This is a genomic window from Rhodoplanes sp. Z2-YC6860, assembly GCF_001579845.1.
In the GTDB taxonomy this organism is placed as follows: Bacteria; Pseudomonadota; Alphaproteobacteria; order Rhizobiales; family Xanthobacteraceae; genus Z2-YC6860.
The window spans coordinates 7,872,807-7,892,298 of the sequence record NZ_CP007440.1 but is presented as its reverse complement, the minus strand read 5'-3'; the positions used below and the strand labels follow the sequence as shown (position 1 = coordinate 7,892,298).

The window sequence follows — 19,492 nt, the reverse complement described above, 5'->3', positions numbered from 1 at the left end:
TCAGCGCGTCGAGATGTTCTCGTCGGCGTTGGCTTCGCGACGGGGCGCCTCAGTCTCGGCGCGCCGCGTCACCGCCGCTTGCCAGGGCTTCGGATTGATCACGTCGCCGGCGACGAACTTCTGGAAGCCGTCGACGATCACGCGGTCGCCGGGTTTCACGCCATCGAGCACCAGCCATTGGTTGTCGACCACGCGGCCGAGCCGCACCGGAGCCATCGTGGCGCGGTTGTCGTCGCGAACCAGAAACAGTTCGCTGCCGCCGGCATCGTTCCGTCGCACCGCCTGCTGCGGCACCGAGAGAGCGTCGGGATCGATGCCTTGCTCGATCTGCACCCGGACGTAGGTGCCGGGCAGCAACTCCATCTTGGGATTCGGAAACTCGCCGCGCAGCGTCACCTGGCCGGTGCCGGGATCGACCGTGGCTTCCGAGAACAGCAGCCGGCCGTGGTAGGGATAGAGCTCGCCGTTATCGAGCACGAGCCGCACCTTCGCGGCGCCCGGCGCCACCTCCTCCAGATCGCCGCGCGCGAACTCGCGGCGCAGCTGGTTGAGCTCTGCGACCGACTGGGTGAAGTCGGCATAGATCGGATCGAGCCGCTGGATCGTCGCCATGTTGGTGGCATCGGCCGAGTTGATCAGCGCGCCTTCGGTGACGAGAGCGCGGCCGATGCGGCCGCTGATCGGCGCGCGGACCTTCGTGTAGTCGAGATTGAGCCTGGCGCGCGCGACGTCGGCCTGGCGGGCCGCGACATCGGCCTCGGCCTGGCGCAAGGTCGCAATCGCGGTGTCGTATTGCGCCTGCGCGATCGCGCGCGATGGCAGCAGCGCCTGCGCGCGCTTGGCGTTTTGGCCTTCCTGCTGCAGCACCGCGGTGGCGCGGTCCAGCGCGGCCTGCTGGGCCTGAAGGTCGATCTCGAACGGCTTGGCGTCGAGCTCGTACAGCACGTCGCCTTCCTTGACGTCGGTGCCCTGTTCGAAGTTGCGGCTGACGACGATGCCGGAGACGCGGGCCCGCACCTCGGCGATGCGCGTGGGTGCGATGCGCCCGGGCAGCTCACGGATCACCGGCCGCGGCGTGGGCTCAAGCGCCACGACGCTCACCTCCTGCGGCGGCGCCTTGTCGCTCGGGGCGGCAGGGCCCTCGGAGCAGGCGGCGAGTGCAAGGGAGGCGAGCGCAGCCATCGACGAGAGCCGCACAGCGCGAAACGGGGTCATGGGCGTTCCAGATTCCAGTGGAGGGGGATATTCCCGATCAGGGCAGGGCGGACGCCGGAGGCCAGAACGGCTCAAGCTGACGACGTGACGGCATTCCAGGGCGCCCCTCTAAAATGAACATTCATTTATATTGCGATGCGGAATGCATCCGCATCTGCGCGGATTGTCGCGCGCCATCACGCCCACGTGAGGCGGTATCAAATCACCATCAAGTAACTGGAATAATTACAGAAAACGGCGGTGGTTGCCCTGGTCCTTAGCCTTGAACCGGCCCTTGGGCTTATGCCGGGTCGAGACCGATCGTCTTCAGCGTTGGGCCGACGGTGGGCGCGGTGAGATACTTCACCAGCATGCTTGCCGCGTCCCATTGCCGGGCATTGGCCGAGCGCGCCATGCCGTAGACGATCACGGTCTGCAGTTCGCTCGGCAGGGGCCCGAGAAACACGATGCCCTTGATCGGCAACAGTTCGCCGACCTGCTGCACGCCGATCTCCGCCTTGCCCTCGGCCACAAGAGTGCCGACTCGCACGCCGAGATCGGGCTGCACCATCTTGGCCTTCACCTGATCGGCGATGCCGAGCTTGGCCATCTGGCCGAGCAGATGTACGCCGCTCGGCCCGCGGCTCACCCCGATCGACTTCGCCGCAAGGAACGTAGCCTTCAGCGCCTCCGGCGTGCCGATGTCGGGCTTCGGCGCACCAGCCTTCACGGCGACGCCGACGCGAGAATGCGCGAAATCGACGCGCGTGCCGTCGACCAGATGCTTGGTGTTCGTGAGCGCCGTGAGATTGTCCGGCGTCGTCATCACGATGTCGGCCGGCGCGCCGTCCTTGACCTTCAGCACCAGCGTCGCCGCCGGGTAGAAGCTGATCGTGACCTTGTGGCCGCTTTCCTTCTCGAACTGCGGCACCAGCGCATCGAGCGCCTCGCGCATCGCGGTCGAAGCGAGAAGCTGGATCTCAGTGGCGTGTGCGGTGGTGATCATCGCGGCAAATGCGAGGCTCGCAGCGGCGAGAACAATCTGCATTCGATGCAGCATGGCGTTTCTCCCAGCGGTATTTTTCTTTGGGAAGAAGCCTAGCGCACAATCGTCCGAAATTGAATCGGTGGTGCAACAGCTCTTCACCTCTCCCATGGGGAGAGGTCGCCTCGCGAAGCGAGGCGGGTGAGGGGGTAAGGTCTATCGATAGACCGTACGCCCTCTCCCCAACCCTCTCCCCACGGGAGAGGGAGCGCACCGCCGACGCGGCAATAAACGCGGCATGTTGCAGCTTCCGCAAAAGGAAACGGGGCGGCACTCAGTGCCGCCCCGGCTGATTGAAACGCTGCGCCTGAAATCAGGCCGCCGCGGTGTGGTTGCCGAACTTCACCAGGTTCTCTTTCTGCTTCTCGTTGCGCGGCTTGAGCTTGAACAGCCGCGCCGCGGTGCCGCCGAGAATGTTGTGCTTGGCCTTGTCGGTGAGGAACGGCAGGTCGCTGATGGTCGAGGGCAGGTCGAAGTCCCAGTGCGGATAGTCCGAGGAGTACATCAGCTGGGTCTCGGCGTTCATCATGCGGAACGTCGTCTCCAGCGCGCCCATGTCCTGGATCTCCATCGGCTGCGACGAGTAGTACATGTCGCGCATGTAGTCCGACGGCTTCTTCTTCAGCAGCGGCGCCTCCGACGGACGCAGCATGTACTCGTGGTCGAGCTTCTGCATCAGGAACGGCACCCAGGCGAGGCCGGACTCGATCCAGATCACCGGCAGCTTGGGGAAGCGCTCGCCCATGCCGTTGATGACCCAGTTCGACAGGTTGACGATGTTGTACCAGCTGAAGCCGAGCGCGTGCGCCACCAGGAAGCGGTTGCAGCTCTTGAAGATCGGCTCGCCCCAGTTCGGGCCGGAGTGGAACGACAGCACCAGGCCGCGCTCTTCGATGGCGCGATAGACTTTCATGTAGCGGTTGTCGTTGACCGCGAGGTTGTTGCGCACAGTCGTGACCATGAAGCCGCCGACATGCTTGCGGTCGCCGAACTTCTCGACGTGGCGCAGGCATTCGTCGGGATCGGAGAACGGCAAGGTCAGCATCGAGAAGAAGCGATCGCCGGAATCCGGCAGCACCTTCTCGGTAAGCCAGCGGTTGTAGGCCCAGCACAGATCGGCCTCCATCTCGGCCTGCGGATGCAGTCCGATCGAGAGCATGCCGGTCGGGAACAGGCACGAGTAGTCGACGCTCATGGCGTCCATCCAGCGGTGGCCGAGTTCGACGTCGCGGGCGTAGCCGTCCTTGGTCTTCTCGGTGCCACGCAGCGGATAACGCGTGACGCGGCCGCCCATGTCCTGGAAGCCGATGCTCTGCGGCGTCAGGTTGGGGCGCGCCCGGGTGCTGGCGCGGCCCGACAGAGCGAGCTGCTTGAGCACGTCGTTTTCCATGAACGGCAGGATGTCGGCGAAGTGCTCGTTCTCGTAGTGGTGGGCGTCGACGTCGACGATCAGCATGTCGTCGAACTTGCGCTGCACCGCCTGTTTGCGGGCATGAGACAGCAACTGGCTGGTGTTCAGCTCTTCGACTGTGACGCGCCGGCCGCGATCAGCAATAAGGTCCATGGCGTTTCTCCTGAAAGTCCAGTTCTTTCTAGCTCAAGTCTTGTTCCAGCAGGCCTTAGGGTCAGCGTCCCGTCCAGCTCTGCCACATTCCGAGTTCGAACACCGCGAGGTTGGCGGCCTTCAAGAGGCCGCTCGCCGTCACCATCACGCCGGTTGGGCTGACCACCTGGCCTTCCGGGATCGGCGTGTACTGTCTGCCGTTCTCGATCTGCGCCGCGTAGACCCGGCACAGCGCACTCATCAGCGCCTGCATCGCCTCTTCGGAGATCGCGTCGTCGCTCTTCTTGAACGCCTGCTCGATCTCGGAGGCGAGCTTGATGGCATCGGCCGAGAGTCCCGTCTGCGGGGTCTTGATCTTCGGCGCCACGGTCCGGGTGGCCGTCTCTTTCAGCTTGGCCACCACCGCAGGCTTGCGTGACGACTTGGTCGCCGCCGCGGCTTTGGCTGCCATCGATTTGGCGGCCTTAGGCGACGACATAAACCTCGTCTCCCTTTTCCACCACCTGGTATTTCTTCAGTTTCATCTTCCGGCTCGAGATGCACTCACCGGTCTTCATGTCGTATTCCATGCCGTGCCACGGGCAGACGAAGTTCATGTCCTTTTCGGAGAAGTAGAGGCCCTGGGAGGTCTTGTCGGGGCGCAGCCGCTCCTCGACCTTGGCGATGGTCAGGCCTTCGCAGGCCGGTCCGCCCTGGTGCAGGCAGAAGTTGCTGTAAGCGTAGTACTGGCCTTCGTGCTTGAAGACACCGATCTCGTTATCGCCGACGAAAACGATACGGCGGTCGCCGTTGGTGAACTCGGAGGCCTTTGCGACAAACTTCTCGGGCATGTTGGTTCTCTGCCTTTTCCCTGGGCAATTCTTAAGCGTTCCTCGGGCGATCCTTGGGCCGACCCGAAGCCGCGGTGCGGCTTTTCCCCATCGGGCGGCCGGCACTTTGGACCGGTTCTCAGCTCACGAATTTGCGCCGTTCCGGTTGCGAAAGCAACAAGCGCCCGTGCCGGGGAGGGATGCAAGGAGCGCCGCGCAACGGCTGCCAGCCGCCGGCTTTTGCGCTAATCTCCCCCGCAACAAGCCGGAAACAGCGATTCCCCGGCAGAACATTCGAGCGAGGAGACGGAAACCATGAGCGAACCCCGGATCAATGGCCTGCGCAGCGTCGAGCTCGGCGTCCACGACCTGCAGAAGTCCGCCGAGTTCTACCGCAATGTCTGGGCGCTCGAAGACGTCTCGGGCGAGGGCGATACGCTGCACCTGCGCGGAACCAGCCGCGATCATCACGTGCTGACCCTTCGTGAACGTCCCCGCGCCGGTCTCCTCGGCGTGCACTTCTCGGCGCCCGACCGCGCCGCGATCGACGGCCTCCACGGCAAGGCGAAGGCCATGGGCATGAAGCTGTCGGGTCCCGCGGGCGAGCTCGAAAAGAGCGCCGGCGGCGGCTACGGCTTCCGTGTCTCGACGCCGGAGGGCCATCCGATCGTGATCTCGGCGGACGTCGCCGACCACGGCAGCGCGATCGACGACAAGACCCGGCCGACCAAGCTCACCCACGTGGTGCTCAACAGCGCCGACATCGAGAACCAGACCAAATTCTTCCTCGATGTGCTCGGCTTCAAATGGGCCGACTCGACGATGATGATGGACTTCGTGCGCTGCTGCTCGGACCATCACAGCATCGCGCTCGCGCGCGGCAAGGGCCCGTCGCTCAACCACATGGCCTACGAGATGCCCGACATCGACGGGCTGATGCGCGGCGCCGGCCGCGTCCGCAAGAGCGGCTACGAGATCATGTGGGGCGTCGGCCGCCACGGCCCGGGCAGCAACGTGTTCTCGTATTTCGTCGAGCCGAACGGCTTCGTCACCGAATACACCACCGAGGTCGAGCAGGTCGACGACAGCTACGTCGCCCATGACGCCGACTGGTGGAAGGCGCAGAACGTGTTCCCGTGCCGCTGGCAGATGGCCGGCGCGCCGTCGGAGTTCGCCCGCAAGGCGATGGGCGGTGATCTGGTCGAAGAGGAAAACCTGCGCTGCGAGCAGGTGATGGCCAGGGCGCTGGGCCGGTAGGCCGACCTTGGATTGATCCGCTCTGATTGAAGTTTCGGAATGTATCGCTCTGGGTCCCCGCCGTAGGCGAGCGAAGCGACGCCGTCCTTCAGACGGCTATGCGCGGGGACGAACGGGGAAAGAGTTCGCCGGACCATCAACCGTTCATTCCCGCGGGAAGCGGGGACCCAGTTCTGCACACATCGGTTTTGTCATGCTGAATCGCACGCTCGCTGCGCTCGTTGCATTGTCGACGCTTGGCGCATCGCCCGTGTACGCGCAGAGCTATCCAACTCATGCGGTGGAATTGGTGGTGCCGTTCGCGGCCGGCGGCGGCACGGATCTGCTGGCGCGCCTTGTCGCCGAAGGCCTGAGCAAGCGGCTCGGCCAGTCGTTCGTGCCGCTCAACCGGCCGGGCGGCAACACCAACACCGGCACCCTGCAGGTCGTCAAAGCCGCTCCTGACGGCTATTCGCTGGTGATGGCGAGCATCGGGCTCGCCGCCAATCCATCGCTCTATCGCAAGCTCGCCTTCCAGCCGCTCAACGATCTGGCGCCGATCACGCTGATCGCGAACTCGCCGACCGTGCTGGTCGTGCCGCCCGAGTTGCCGGTGAATTCGCTCGGCGAATTTCTCGCCTATGTGAAGGCCCGGCCGAGCGCGCTGAACTATGCGTCCTACGGCGCAGGCAGCGGGCCGCATCTGGCAACCGAATTGTTCCGCTCGATGACCGGCGCCGATATCGTGCATGTGCCTTACTCGGGCGGCGGGCCCGCGGCGGTCGGCGTCATGGGCAACAACGTGCAGATGCTGTTCGCCAGCATCCTGCCGGTGTTGGGGCTGGTGAAGAGCGGCAAGCTGAAAGCGCTCGCCATCGCGTCGCAAACGCGCTCGCCGTTGCTGCCCGACGTGCCGACCTTCCGGGAGGGAGGTCTCGACTACGTCACCGGCACCTGGTTCGGCCTGCTGGCGCCGGCCAGGACACCCGATGGCATCATCGCCGCGCTTCACAAGAGCGCCGTCGATACGCTCGCCGAGCCCACGGTGCGCGAGCGCATCGCCGAGCAGGGCGCCGAGGCGGTCGGCAACACGCCGGCCGAGTTTCGCGCGTTTCTCACAGCCGAAACCGAGCGCTTGGCGACGGTCATCCGCAACGCGAAGATCCAGCTCGACTGAGAGGCCGATGGCGCAGGCCGGCAGGTCTGTGCCAGATTTCGCGACCAACGCGCGACGGGACACGCCCAGAGGAAGCCCCAAAGGAAACCCAATGACCGATCTCAACGGCAAGAAACTCACCGGCCGGATTGCTGCCGACCGCATTCGCATGACCTCGACGCCGAAGCCGCCAGCCGGTGCCGTGCAGCGGTTTCTCGCGCTCGGCGAATGCACGAGTCTCGTTTCCGACGTGATGGACGATCTCGGCATCCCGGAGGGCGCGATCGGCGCGACCACGCTGAAACCCACGATTCCGGGCAAGCTGATCTGCGGCCCGGCGCTGACGGTGCGCAACATCGCGCAGCGCTCCGACCCCTTCGTGGTCGCCCGCGAAAACAAAAACAAGATGGCCGAGTTCGAGGCGCATAACCTCGCCGAGGACGGCGACGTGCTGGTGATCGCGGGCGTGCCGGGCGTCTCCAACATGGGCGGCATCTCGGCGCTCACCGGCCAGCGTCAGGGCGAGCGCGGCGCCATCGTGATGGGCGGCATCCGCGACGTCGCGCATTCGCGCTCCAGCGGCTATCCGCTGTGGGCGAGCGAGATCACGCCGGTCACCGGCAAATGGCGGCTCGAAACCGTCGAGATCAACGGCGAGATCGACATCGCGGGCGTTCGCGTCAATGCCGGCGACCTCGTCATTGCCGACGACACCGGCGTGGTGTTCGTGCCGCGCGCCGACATCATGCGGGTGCTGGAGCTCTGCGAGAAGAAGAAGGGCGGCGAAGACACCCGCATCGGCGCCATCAAGGAAGGCGTGCCGGTGACGGTGTTCTACAACAAGGGATAGCTTGAGCGTTTCCACTTGCGTGGAAGCACACCCACGCAACACGCAGGCTGTCATCCGCGGGCTTGACCCGCGGGTCCATACGATGGCGCAACGGTGCACGCTCCTACGACTGCCTTCGCTGCAGCCGCTCATGGATTGCCGGGTCACGGCGCTCACGCGCATAGGCGAGCGAAGCGACGCCGTCCTTCGGACGGCTATGCCCGGCAATGACCGCTGTTGTGGTTCGCGGTGCAAGGCAACCGGAAAATGCTCAGCGCGCTACGCCGCGCGGCGTGGGCCGGCCGCCGAGCGGAATTCGGCCAGCACTTCGGCGAGCCGGCGCGTGGCAGGCGTTGCGCCCGGCGCCGCAATGAGCGCAACCTCGGTGTCGGTGATCGGCGGAAAGCCGTCTTTGGTGGTCAGCATGCGATGTTCCGGCAGGATCGCGAGTTCGGGCAGGATGCTGACGCCAAGACCGGCCGAGACGGCGGCCTGGATGCCGGGCAGATTCGGACTCGTATAGGCCACATGCCATGAGCGTCCCGCGGACTCGGCCGCGTGGATCATCCGACGGCGATAGAGGCAGCCCGGCTCCGACATCGCGAGCGGCAGCGGATCGCGGTTGAAATCGACCGGATGCGCCTTGCTGGTGATCCAGTGCAGATGCTCGGGCCAGGACTTGATGACGGATGCGGCCATAGCGCTGCTGCTGCCGGCGTCGCGTTTGAACATCGCGAGATCGAGTTCGCCGCGCTCCAGCGCCCGGCGCAGATCGACGCTCAGCCCGCAGCGCACGTCGAGGCGGAGCCCCGGACGAGAACGCGTGAAATCCGAAAGCAGTTCGGCCAGCCGGTAGACCGCGAAGTCCTCGGGCATGCCGAGCCGCAGCACGCCTTCGCTCGCGGGCTTGCTGACCACCTCGCGCGCCTCCTGCTCGAGCGCGAGAATCCGCCGCGCGTATGAGAGCAGCCGTTCGCCTTGCTCGGTGAGCGAGACCTGCTTGCCGTTCCGGTGCAGCAGCGGCTGGCCCACCGTTTCCTCCAGCCGCCGGATCTGCTGGCTCACGGTCGACTGGGTGCGGTGGACGCGCTCGCCGGCCCGGGTGAAGCCCCCGGCATCGACCACCGAGACAAAGCTGCGCAGCAGTTCAAGATCGAGCATCGGATATCTCATTCAGAAATCCACTGCTCAGTATTTTATCATTTAATTTCCAAATGAAAAGCTCTGGGCCTACCTCCGTGGCAGCACAGGAGATTTTCCCATGACTGCCGCCAGTTTTACGGTTTCCTCGCCCAGTATCCGTATCAAATTACCTCTCATGGTCACAGCGTTCTGCCTGCTGTGGTCATCGGCCTTTGCGGTCGCCAAGGTCGCCATCGCGGATTGCCCGCCGCTGCTGCTGCTCACCTTCCGCTTTTTGCTCGCCGGGATCGTGATGCTCGCGGCCGCCGCGCTCTCCGGCGTTTCGCTGAAGATGAGCCGCCGCGATCTCATCCTGTTTGCGGCGCTGGGTGTCGCCAATCAGGCCGCCTACCTCGGCATCGGTTATGTCGGACTCAAAAGCATCTCGGCGGGCCTCTCGGCGCTTGTGATCAGTGCGAACCCGGTGCTTACCGCAGTGCTGGCCGCGACCTTCCTCGGCGAGCGCATGACCGTGCGCAAGGCGCTCGGGCTTGTGCTCGGCGTCGGTGGCGTGGCCTTCGTGGTGCAGAGCAGGCTTACTGGCGGCCTCGATCATCCCGAGGGCATTGCCTTCACGCTCGTGGCGCTGGTGTCGCTCGTGATCGGCACCATCCTGTTCAAGCTGTTTGCGCCCAAGGGCGGACTGTGGGTCGGCAACGGCGTGCAAAGCCTCTCGGCCGGTCTTGCGATCCTGCCCTTCGCCTTCACGTTCGAGAGCGTTGGCGACATCGTCCCGACCTGGCGTCTCGCTGCCGCGATGGCCTTCATGGTGCTCTTCGTTTCGGTGTTCGCCTATCTGCTCTGGTTCAAGCTGCTGGAGCGATCGGGTGCGACCGCGGCGAGCTCGTATCACTTCCTGATGCCGCCGCTCGGCATGCTGTTCGGCTGGCTGCTGCTGGGCGAGCACGTCTCGTCCCTCGACCTCGCCGGCATCGTGCCGGTCGCGCTCGGTATCTATCTGGTGACGCGTCCGGCATGATGTTTTCGGATCGGTTCGGAATGCTGCTTACGAATATGTTCTTGATTTGTTCTAAGCGAAATGCTATTCTTAAATCGCCCCGTTCACTGAGGGCGTCATCTAGAGACGTCTATTTGGCGGAGCGGGGTGTGGCGCCTGCAGGCGTGGCCCGTAACCACGTCCCAGGGTGCGAGGTCATCGTCCGTCCCCGATGAGGGGGCCGCCTTCAGTGGCAGGGCGCGGTCGGGTGAAAGCGGGCGCAAATGCCCCCTGGAGCATGGTGGGTGAAAGCCCAGCCGGTCCGATCGAATCTCGAACGGTGGCCTCGCAATAAATCGCCACAAGTGGAGCGCCGGGAGGCGAGCGGGCCTGATCGCAAAGGTCCGCGGGCGCCTTCGCAAAGCGCCCAGATATCTGCGCCGTCTCGGCGCTCCGCTCCCTCACTCTGTGAGGGGAAGGAAAAGAGAGAGGCGCTGGCCCCGCGCCTGATCTGAAGGGGCCGATGAATCACGCCCGGATGGATGTTTGGATGACACGCAAAAGCGTGAGCTGTTTGACAATTGAATCAGGATGCCACCGACGCCAATCCGACGGCGGTGTCATTGCCGGGCATAGCCGTCCGAAGGACGGCGTCGCTTCGCTCGCCTATGGCCCGGCAATCCATGAGCGGCCTCTGCAAAGGCAGTCGTAAGAACGCGCGTCGTTGCGTCACCGTGTGGACCCCCGCGTCGAGCGCGGGGGTGACGACCGCCTTCGTTGATCGAGGTGTGATACTCCGCGCATACCCAGCAGTGACGACCACCTTTGTTGATCGAAACACCCTACGCCGCATGCGTCCGAGAGTGACGACAACCTCTGTTGATAGAGGCGCGAGCCATCTGTGCGCCGATGCGCGCCTGCGACCGACAGTGGTCAGCATCTGAAAGGTCTGCTTCAGTTCCTCCGATGACGAACATCACCGAGTCCAAAATCGCAGTGGTGGGAGCCGGCGCGCTCGGCTCCTACTTCGGCGGTTTGCTTGCCCGCGCAGGCCATCCGGTGACGCTGATCGGCCGCGCCGGCCACGTCGACGCGATCAAGCGCAGCGGCCTGCAATTTCTCGCTGACGGCAGCGAACAGCGGATTTCGCTTGCGGCGACAGTCGATGTCTCCGCCGTTCGCGATGCGAGCCTAGTACTGTTCTGCGTCAAGAGCTTCGACACCGAAGCGGCGGCCGCCGCGATAGCGCCGCATCTTGCGCGCGACGCCGTCGTGCTGAGCCTGCAGAACGGCGTCGACAATCCCGAACGCATCGGCCGGCACATCCGCAATCAGGTGATCCCGGTGCTGGTCTATGTCGGGGCCAATATTCCCGAGCCTGGCGTGGTCCGGCACACCGGCGGCAGCAACGTCGTCATCGGTCAGTTGAAGGCGTTTCGCGAACGTGCACCGGATGGCGTGTTGCTTGCCGATATCGCCGCGACGTTCAGCGGCGCGGGCCTCACGGTCAAGACATCGGACGACATCGAAGCCGATCTATGGATCAAGCTTCTGATGAACGCGACCTACAATGCGGTCTCGGCGCTGGGCCGGTCGGCCTATGCCCGAATGGTGGCGATGCCGGAGGTGAACGCGATCATGCGCGACGCCGCAGCCGAAGTGGTTGCGGTCGCCAAGGCCAAGGGCATCTGCTTGCCGGATGACATCATCGAGACCGCGATGAAGCTCGCGGATTCGATGCCGCAGACCAGATCGTCAACCGCGCAAGACATCGCGAAGGGCCGGTTGACCGAGGTCGCGTATCTCAACGGCGCGGTCGCTGAGCAGGGCCGGGCGCTCGGCGTGCCGACGCCGGTCAATGGCACGCTCAATGCACTGATCAAATTGCTGGAGCAGGCCGGATCGGCTGCGCCGGGCGGCTGAGGAAAAGCGGGGGGCAAAATGAACCGATCGACGATCAAGCGGCGCGATTTTCTCGCGCTGGGGCTCATGGCCGCGGGTGCGCCGTCCGCGGCGAACGCCGCGCTGTTTTCCCGGCACAAAGTCCCGAACAAGCCGATCCGGCTGGTGGTGCCCTTTGCGCCCGGCAGCGGCACCGATTTCGTCGGCCGGCTGTGGGCCGAAACGGCGCGGCCGCATCTCGGCACGCTCGTCATCGAGAACCAGAGCGGCGGCGCGGGCGCGCTCGGCGGCGTGGCAGTCGCGCGGGCGAAGCCGGACGGCACCACGCTGCTGGTGGCGCCCACGACCGCGTTCGTCCTGGAAATGCTGCTCAAGAGGCGGCCGGTCTACAATCCGGTCAAGGAGCTCGTGCCGATTTCAAGTTTCGCGATTTCGGCCTTCGTGATGGCCGTCAATCCGGCGCTGCCGGTCGGCTCGCTGAAGGAGCTTGTCGCCTATGCGGCCGCCAATCCGCAGAAGGTGACGTTCGGTTCGGCGGGCATCGGCTCGATGGGGCATCTCACCGGCGAGATGTTCAAGTCGCTGACGAAGACACCAGGCATCACCCACGTGCCGTATCGCGGCGGCAACCAGCTGATCACCGACACGATCGGCGGGCAGATCTCCATGCTGATCCAGCCCGCGACCGATCAGATCCTGGATCTGCACAAGTCGGGCAAGCTCAAGATACTCGCGGTCACCAGCCCCAGCCGCCTGATTGTTGCGCCGGACATTCCGACGGCGGTGGAATCAGGCGTCCCGGACCTCATCGTGTTCGTGTTCATCGGCCTGTTTGCGCCGCGCGGAACACCGAAGTCCGTTGTCGAGCACCTAAGCCAGGCGTCGCGCGCCGCGATGGCGGATCAGACGTTCCAGAAAAAGCTGATCGATGCGGGTTACCGGCCGGACCCGGATTCGACACCGGAGAAGGTCCAACAGTACATCCGCTACGACCTTGAGCGCTGGGGGCCGCTGATCAAGAGCATCGGTCTGAAGATCGATTGATGGGCCGCAGTTCACTCGGTCGGCTGGATGTTCGCGGCCTTGCCGACCTCGTCCCATTTCCTGATCTCGTCCTTGACGAAAGCGGCGAACACCTCGGGCTTGCTCGCCACCGGCTCGGCGCCTTCGGCGGTCATCATCTCCCGGGTCTTGGGGTCGTTCATCATCGCGGCGGCTTCCGCCTGCAAACGATCGACGATCTCCTTCGGCGTGCCGGCCGGCGCGAACAGCCCGAACCAGTTCAGCACCTCGTAGCCCTTCACGCCCTGTTCGTCGAAGGTCGGCACGTCCGGCAGCGCGGCCGAACGCTTCAGCGACGTGACGCCGAGCGCGCGAAGATTGCCCGCAACGATGTGCGGCTTGGCCGAGGCGGCGTTCGACATCATCGACATCACGTGGCCGGCGAGCGTGTCCTGCAAGGCCGGACCGACACCCTTGTAAGGCACGTGGGTGACATCGATGCCGGTGCGGAAGCGCAAAAGCTCCATCGCCATGTGCAGATTGCTGCCGACGCCCGCCGAGGCGTAGTTGATCTTGCCGGGTGCTGCCTTGGCGGCCGCGATGTAATCGGCGAGCGTCTTCATCGGCTGCGAGGGGTGCACCACCAGCACGTTGGGCAGCGAGATCATCTGCGTGACAGGCGTGAGGTCGCGCAGCACGTCGTAGGGCAGCTTCTTGTAGATCAGATGGTTGATCGCAATCGTGCCGGCGCCGAGCAGCAGCGTGTAGCCGTCGGCCGGCGAGCGCACCACCGAATCGATGCCCAGCGTGTTGCCTGCGCCGCCGCGGTTCTCGACATAGAACTGCTGGCCGAGCGTCTTGCTGACATGTTGCGCGAACAGCCGCGCGGTCGCGTCCGCCGTTCCGCCGGCTGCGGTCGGCACCAGGATTTTCACCGGTTTGTTCGGCCAATCCTGTTGTGCCTGCGCGCTGAAGGTCGCCGCCAGAAGCGCGGCCGCCGCCAGAGCCAATCGAAGCATGGACGTTCTCCCATTCCAAAGTTTGACGCGGTCTCGTTGGCCGGACCGCGGAGTTTCTTGAACGGCTTATTTGCTGAAGCGCGACGCGTAGCTCGTGGTCTCGATGCCCTCGTCCTTGATCCACTTCGCCACCTCGTGATGCTGGGCGAACCAGACATCCTTGTGGCTGCGGAAGTATTCCAGGATCTGGCGGAACACCGCGGTCATCGCGGGGCGGCCGCCGAAGTGGCTGTGGACGCCGATGTTGATCAGCGCGCCGGGCTCGCAGGCGTAGAGATAGTCGAACATGTCCTTGTAGACGTCGAAGTAGACGCGCGGGCTGGCGCGCAGCGTGCGGTTGTCGACGAAGTCGCTCCACGGGATCATCAGCACCTTGCCGGCCTTGGTCTCTTTCCAGTACGGGACGCTGGCGTCGAGCGCGTCCGAGCACCAGGTGACCTTGGCCTCGGCGAGATATTCCAGCGTGTTCTCCGAATGGCCGTAGATCGGCGTCAGCCAGCCGGTTGGGCGCTTGCCCGCGGCCTTCTGGATCAGGTCGAGCGTCTTCTTGATGGTTTCGCGCTCGCGGTCGGAGTTCATCGAGAACAGCGTCTGGTCCTGCAGATAGCCATGGCCCGCGACGTCATGCCCCGCCTTGGCGAATGCCGCGACGGCCTCGGGCCAGACCTCGGCGCTGCGGCCGTTGCAGAACAAGGTCGAAGGAATTCCGAGGTCCGAGAGGTTGCGCGACAACCGCCACACGCCCTCGTTGCCGCCGAATTGCGCCCAGTTGATGCCGGCGATGTCCTTGGAGCCGGGGGGCAGCGGCGTGGTGCGCGGGAAATAGCTCGGCGATTTGCCCTCGCTCCAGGTTTCCAGCAGCACGCTGACGACGACAGCGGTGCGGTGGCCCTTTGGCCAAGCGAGTGTGGCAGTGCTCATACGTTATTCTCCCTCGACATGGCGCCGATTCCTGCATAAGCCGGGCGCACAAGTCCATGCCGTTCGGCGTGACATTGCATGCCCGCTTGGCCACTATGTGCCAAGGGTTATCGAGTTTTGAACGCTTCCGATGTCTAAACATCCAGCCGCTCAGCCGTCGGTCCTGGTGACGCCGCTCTCCGGACAGTTGCTGCTCTCCGACTCCCTCCTCAACAAGGGCACGGCGTTCACCGAGCAGGAACGCGACGAGTTCGAACTGCACGGCCTGCTGCCGCCCCGTGTCGCGACCCTCTACGATCAGGTCTGGCGCAGGCTTCAGGTGCTGCGCGGTTTTGCCACCGATCTCGAACGCTACGCGTTCATCCGCGAGCTTCAGGACACCAACGAGACGGTGTTCTACGCGCTGCTCACGCAAAACATCGAGGAGCTGCTGCCGATCGTCTACACGCCGACGGTGGGCGCTGGCTGCCAGGATTTCAGCCGGCTGTTCCGCAAGCCGCGCGGCCTGTTCCTCAGCATGCCGCACAAAAAGCGCATCCGGCAGATCCTCGCCAATCCGGCGTTCGACCATATCGACGTCATCGTGGTCACCGACGGCGAACGCATTCTCGGCCTCGGCGACCAGGGCGCCGGCGGCATGGGCATCCCGATCGGCAAGCTGTCGCTCTACACCGCCTGCGGCGGAATTCACCCGTCCACCACGCTGCCGATCCTGCTCGATGTCGGCACCGACAACGAGGAGCGGCTGGCCGATCCCATCTATATCGGCTGGCAATGCAAGCGGGCCCGCGGCGCCGAGTACGACGACTTCGTCGAGGAGTTCATCACGGCGGTCACCGAGCGCTGGCCCCATGTGCTGCTGCAATGGGAAGACTTCGCCAAGTCGAACGCCACACGGCTGCTCGACCGCTACCGCGACCGGCTTTGCACCTTCAATGACGACATCCAGGGCACCGCGGCGGTGGCGACCGGCACGTTGTTGTCTGCCATCGCTGTCACCGGCGTGCCGCTGACCGAGCAGCGCATCACGATCGTCGGCGCGGGCTCGGCCGGCTGCGGCATCGCGGGGCTGCTGATGGCCGCGATGGTCGAGGCGGGATTGAGCGCCAAGGACGCGGCGAAGCGCTTCTACATGGTCGATATGGACGGCCTGCTGGTCGAGGGAATGAACTCGATCGTGCCGTTCCAGAGGCCGTTCGTGCAGGACCGCTCGGTTGCGGCGTCGTGGAAGCTCGATCAGCCCGGCGGCGTGCTGCTCGCCGACGTGGTGCGGAACGCCAGGCCTACGACGATGATCGGCGTGTCGGGACAGCCCGGCGCGTTCTCTGAGCCGATCGTGCGGATGATGGCGGAGATCAACAAGCGGCCGGTGATCTTTCCGCTGTCGAATCCCACTTCGCGCGCCGAAGCCACGCCGCAGGATATCGAGCATTGGACGGAAGGCCGCGCCGTGATTGGCACCGGCAGTCCGTTCCCGCCGTTGATGCGTGGCGGCAAGCCTTTCAAGGTCGATCAGACCAACAACTCCTACATCTTTCCGGGTGTGGGCTTGGGTGCGATTGCCGTGCAGGCGAGCCGCATCACCGACGCGATGTTCATGGCGGCTGCGAAAGCGCTCGCCGCGATGTCGCCGGCAAAGCTGGATCCGAACGGCAATCTGCTGCCGCCGGTGACCGAGCTTCGCGACATTTCGGTTGCGGTCGCACGCGCCGTCGCGATCCAGGCCATCAAGGAAGGGCTCACGCCCGACATCGACGAGGACGAGATCGACGCGGCGATTGCCGCCAAGATGTGGACGCCGCGCTATCTGCCTTATCGCCGCGGCTCATAAGAACAAGCAGGGAGGCCGTCATCGTGGCTGATCGCAGCAAGCAACCGATCGTGCATTTCGTCGGCAGCATTCCGCTGCCGGACAGCGAAACCGTGTTTCGCACGCTGTCGAAGGCGGTCGGCCCGCATCTTGTCCGGCTGCCCGATGGCGAGACCGGCATCCGCAAGAGCTGGATCAAGTTCATCCAGGATGTGCTGGCCGGCAACTCGGCGATCGAAGTGGCCAAGGGCGAGCCGCCGTTCAAGTTCACGCAGTGGGACGGCAAGGTGGTGCGGGAAATCACGCGGCTCCGGGTGAAGCCCGGCGCCGCGATCGATCCCGCGACCTTCGACACCGGCTATGCCGACATGGCGATCGCATCCTGGGCGGTGTTCGAACGCTTGCAGAATACGGGCGACATTCCGGACGGGGTGAAGTTCCAGATATCGATCCCGACGCCGATCGCGCCGACCTACAACAACATGGTGCCGTCCGACCGGCCGAAGCTCCTGCCGCCGCTGACTCAGCATTTCATTGGCGAAATTCGCAAGATCGCGAAAACGCTGCCCAACGACCGCATCGCGATCCAATGGGACGTGTGCCAGGAGGTGCTGGCCTGGGAGAACTACTATGACAAGGGCCCGGTCGATTTCCGCACCGAGACCGTCAACGTGCTGACCGAGATCGGCGACGCGGTGCCGGCCGGCATCGAACTCGGCTATCACCTTTGTTACGGCAGTCCGGCGGATGAGCACATGGTGCTGCCGAAGGACTCAGGGATCATGGTCGAACTCACCAACGCGGTGGCGGCCCGCGTGAAGCGTCCGATTCAGTTCATCCATATGCCGGTGATCAAGTCGCGCACCGACGACGCGTACTACGCGCCGCTGAAGGGACTGAAGCTCGGTTCAGGGACCGAACTTTATCTCGGGCTGATCCATCACAACGATGCGGCGGGCGACAAGGCGCGGCTCGCCGCCGCGCGCCGTCACACCCATGTCGATGGCATCGGGACCGAATGCGGCATGGGCCGCAGCGATCCGGGACGATTGTCCGGATTGCTCGCGGCCCACACGAAAGCGCTCGAGGCTTAAGGGCTAAGGGCAGGGGTGGCGGAGGCCATCGTAGCCGAGATAGGTGCCGCTCGCCGGATCGTACGAGCGATACCGCATCGCGCACGACGCCGAGTCGCCGCCGCTGTATTCAGGCGCCGCCGCGTAGGCGTCACCGTAGTAGGCGTCGTCGTCGCCATAATACGCGTAGTCATCCCCGTAGTACGACGGATAGCCGTAGCCGTAACCGTACGCACCGCCGATCAAAGCGCCGGCCGCGACGCCTGCGCCGAAGCCGCCCCATCCTCGTCCACCGCGATGCCAGCTACGACCGCCGCCATTCCAGTTACGTCCGGACCAGTTACCCGACCGCGAGGCCGCGAATTGCGCGCCGTTGGTTCTCACCGCAGGACTTGTCGCCGCAAAGCTCCGTGCGCCGGCGCCGTTGGAACCTGCACCGCCGATGCGCCCACCGTCGCCAGCGCCGAAGTGGGCTGCACCGCCGCCAAAATGTCCGCCGCCGCCGCCGTGCCCACCACGAGGTTGCGCAAGCGCAGGCGTTGCGGCCAGCGCTGTCGCAAGCGTGGCCACCAACGCGATTCCGGTCTTCTTCATCTGCATTGTCGTACTCCAGGATTGACTCATCGGAGGGGTAACAGCGGGTCGCACGTGTGTGTTCCGACATGGCGACCGCGCTGTGGCTAAACTTTTCGAGAGGTTCCCCGCGCCACGGTCGGATGCATGACAGCCAGCTTGACCCGCGCGGCGCTGTACGGCCTTATCGCCGCAAAGAAGTTGGCGTTTGGAGGATGCGTTGAAGGCGATTGTGCTCCGCGAATTCGGCCCACCGAGCGTGCTGAAGCTCGAAGAGGTGCCGACACCCGAACCTGGCCCTGGCGAGGTGCTGCTCAAGGTTCACGCTGTTTCCATCAATCGCACTCTCGATACGAAAGTGCGGGCCGGCAAATACGCCAGGCCCGTCAAGCTGCCGCTTGTGCTGGGCGTCGATCCGTCTGGCGTCGTCGTCAAAGTGGGTGAGGGCGTCACCGATCGCAAGGTCGGCGACCGTGTGACCGTGGCGCTGCGTGTTGCCGGCGGCGACCACAGCGGTGCGGATGCGATCCGCCTGATGGGCGTGCATGCCTGGGGCGGCTATGCGGAATATGTCCGCGCCATTGCGGCCAACACCACGATCATTCCGGACGGCGTCGACTTCCCGACCGCCACAGTTGTGACGCGTCACGCGCCAACCGCGATGCATCTTCTCGCCGATCACGCCAAAGTGCAGCCCGGCGAATGGGTGCTGGTGATGGGCGCGGCGGGCGGGCTCGGCAGCGCTGGCGTTCAGGTGGCGAAGCACCTGGGCGCCAAGGTGATCGCCGCGGCGGGATCCGACGATCGCGTCAAAGTGGGGCTCGATCTTGGCGCCGATGCCGGCGTGAACTATCGCACGCAGGATCTCACCATCGAGGCGATGCGCATCACCGAAGGCAAGGGCGTCAACGTGGTGTTCGAGAACATCGGCGATCCCGAGCTGTTTCCGAAAGCCTTCGCCACCATCTGCCGCAGGGGCCGGCTGGTCACGGCCGGCGGCCATGGCGGCGGTGTCGTGCCGCTCGACGTCAACAAGCTCTATCTCAATCAGATCACCGTGATGGGCGTGACCGGCGAGCGGCCGGAAAGCGCGCGGCAGGCGATGGAGATGGCGGCGGCCGGCAAGTTCAAGGCCCTGATCGACCGCGTGCTGCCGCTGTCGCAGGCGCCGCTGGCGCATGAACTCGTCGAGGGCCGGGGCGGCCTCGGCAAAGTGATTCTCGATCCAACGCAATTGTGA

General features: G+C 64.8%; 18 protein-coding genes. 9 read left to right on the top strand and 9 right to left on the bottom strand.

Annotated elements, in window-relative coordinates; genetic code table 11:
* The 5 genes from RHPLAN_RS36715 to RHPLAN_RS36695 form a co-directional block, all read right to left on the bottom strand.
* A complete protein-coding gene (locus RHPLAN_RS36715; RefSeq protein ID WP_237179993.1) occupies positions 1 to 1,215 on the bottom strand; it encodes an efflux RND transporter periplasmic adaptor subunit in 1,215 nt (404 codons plus the stop codon).
* A gap of 280 nt (positions 1,216 to 1,495) precedes the next feature.
* Positions 1,496 to 2,254 (bottom strand): molybdate ABC transporter substrate-binding protein, encoded by a 759-nt coding sequence (locus RHPLAN_RS36710; RefSeq protein WP_068029589.1) that lies wholly within the window; start codon positions 2,252 to 2,254, stop codon positions 1,496 to 1,498.
* 298 nt (positions 2,255 to 2,552) lie between these two features.
* Entirely contained in the window at positions 2,553 to 3,803 is a 1,251-nt protein-coding gene (locus RHPLAN_RS36705) for an amidohydrolase family protein (protein WP_068029586.1), read from the bottom strand.
* A gap of 61 nt (positions 3,804 to 3,864) precedes the next feature.
* Positions 3,865 to 4,281 carry a hypothetical protein gene (locus RHPLAN_RS36700; protein ID WP_068029583.1) on the bottom strand — a complete coding sequence of 139 codons (417 nt, stop codon included), beginning with the start codon at positions 4,279 to 4,281 and terminating at the stop codon, positions 3,865 to 3,867.
* Positions 4,268 to 4,633 (bottom strand): Rieske (2Fe-2S) protein, encoded by a 366-nt coding sequence (locus tag RHPLAN_RS36695; protein ID WP_068029580.1) that lies wholly within the window; start codon positions 4,631 to 4,633, stop codon positions 4,268 to 4,270. The genes RHPLAN_RS36700 and RHPLAN_RS36695 overlap by 14 nt, the downstream gene beginning before the upstream one ends.
* Before the next feature lie 294 nt (positions 4,634 to 4,927).
* Here RHPLAN_RS36695 and RHPLAN_RS36690 point away from each other — a divergent pair, with 294 nt between their 5' ends.
* The 3 genes from RHPLAN_RS36690 (at position 4,928) to RHPLAN_RS36680 (ending at position 7,854) form a co-directional block, all read left to right on the top strand.
* Positions 4,928 to 5,869 (top strand): VOC family protein, encoded by a 942-nt coding sequence (locus RHPLAN_RS36690; RefSeq protein ID WP_068029576.1) that lies wholly within the window; start codon positions 4,928 to 4,930, stop codon positions 5,867 to 5,869.
* Between the two features lie 193 nt (positions 5,870 to 6,062).
* Positions 6,063 to 7,025, top strand: coding sequence for a Bug family tripartite tricarboxylate transporter substrate binding protein (locus RHPLAN_RS36685; RefSeq protein ID WP_068029573.1), 963 nt, complete (start codon positions 6,063 to 6,065; stop codon positions 7,023 to 7,025).
* 91 nt (positions 7,026 to 7,116) lie between these two features.
* Complete coding sequence (locus RHPLAN_RS36680; RefSeq protein ID WP_068029570.1) at positions 7,117 to 7,854, top strand: RraA family protein; 738 nt, start codon at positions 7,117 to 7,119, stop codon at positions 7,852 to 7,854.
* Positions 7,855 to 8,112: 258 nt separating this feature from the next.
* Here the strand turns inward: RHPLAN_RS36680 and RHPLAN_RS36675 are convergent, their stop codons facing one another.
* Positions 8,113 to 8,994 carry a LysR substrate-binding domain-containing protein gene (locus RHPLAN_RS36675; RefSeq protein WP_068032419.1) on the bottom strand — a complete coding sequence of 294 codons (882 nt, stop codon included), beginning with the start codon at positions 8,992 to 8,994 and terminating at the stop codon, positions 8,113 to 8,115.
* Positions 8,995 to 9,094: 100 nt separating this feature from the next.
* Here RHPLAN_RS36675 and RHPLAN_RS36670 point away from each other — a divergent pair, with 100 nt between their 5' ends.
* The 3 genes from RHPLAN_RS36670 (at position 9,095) to RHPLAN_RS36660 (ending at position 12,898) form a co-directional block, all read left to right on the top strand.
* The gene (locus RHPLAN_RS36670) at positions 9,095 to 9,994 is read left to right on the top strand and encodes a DMT family transporter (RefSeq protein WP_068029567.1); all 900 of its coding nucleotides are present in this window, start codon (positions 9,095 to 9,097) and stop codon (positions 9,992 to 9,994) included.
* Positions 9,995 to 10,918: 924 nt separating this feature from the next.
* Positions 10,919 to 11,875: a ketopantoate reductase family protein gene (locus RHPLAN_RS36665; RefSeq protein ID WP_084246290.1), complete on the top strand. Its 957-nt coding sequence runs from the start codon at positions 10,919 to 10,921 to the stop codon at positions 11,873 to 11,875.
* 18 nt (positions 11,876 to 11,893) lie between these two features.
* Positions 11,894 to 12,898, top strand: coding sequence for a Bug family tripartite tricarboxylate transporter substrate binding protein (locus RHPLAN_RS36660; protein WP_068029565.1), 1,005 nt, complete (start codon positions 11,894 to 11,896; stop codon positions 12,896 to 12,898).
* Between the two features lie 11 nt (positions 12,899 to 12,909).
* Here the strand turns inward: RHPLAN_RS36660 and RHPLAN_RS36655 are convergent, their stop codons facing one another.
* Positions 12,910 to 13,875, bottom strand: a complete 966-nt coding sequence (locus RHPLAN_RS36655) for a Bug family tripartite tricarboxylate transporter substrate binding protein (RefSeq protein ID WP_068029562.1) — start codon at positions 13,873 to 13,875, stop codon at positions 12,910 to 12,912.
* Between the two features lie 66 nt (positions 13,876 to 13,941).
* Positions 13,942 to 14,796: a polysaccharide deacetylase family protein gene (locus RHPLAN_RS36650; protein ID WP_068029558.1), complete on the bottom strand. Its 855-nt coding sequence runs from the start codon at positions 14,794 to 14,796 to the stop codon at positions 13,942 to 13,944.
* Between the two features lie 130 nt (positions 14,797 to 14,926).
* Between RHPLAN_RS36650 and RHPLAN_RS36645 the strand changes: the two genes are divergently transcribed.
* Positions 14,927 to 16,627 (top strand): NAD-dependent malic enzyme, encoded by a 1,701-nt coding sequence (locus RHPLAN_RS36645; protein ID WP_068029555.1) that lies wholly within the window; start codon positions 14,927 to 14,929, stop codon positions 16,625 to 16,627.
* Between the two features lie 23 nt (positions 16,628 to 16,650).
* On the top strand, positions 16,651 to 17,700 hold the full coding sequence (locus RHPLAN_RS36640) for a hypothetical protein (protein ID WP_068029552.1): 1,050 nt from the start codon (positions 16,651 to 16,653) through the stop codon (positions 17,698 to 17,700).
* Positions 17,701 to 17,703: 3 nt separating this feature from the next.
* On the opposite strand, the gene RHPLAN_RS36635 is transcribed toward RHPLAN_RS36640, so the two are convergent.
* On the bottom strand, positions 17,704 to 18,279 hold the full coding sequence (locus tag RHPLAN_RS36635; protein ID WP_068029549.1) for a BA14K family protein: 576 nt from the start codon (positions 18,277 to 18,279) through the stop codon (positions 17,704 to 17,706).
* Positions 18,280 to 18,472: 193 nt separating this feature from the next.
* On the opposite strand from RHPLAN_RS36635, the gene RHPLAN_RS36630 reads away from it, so the two are divergent.
* On the top strand, positions 18,473 to 19,492 hold the full coding sequence (locus tag RHPLAN_RS36630; RefSeq protein ID WP_068032413.1) for a zinc-binding dehydrogenase: 1,020 nt from the start codon (positions 18,473 to 18,475) through the stop codon (positions 19,490 to 19,492).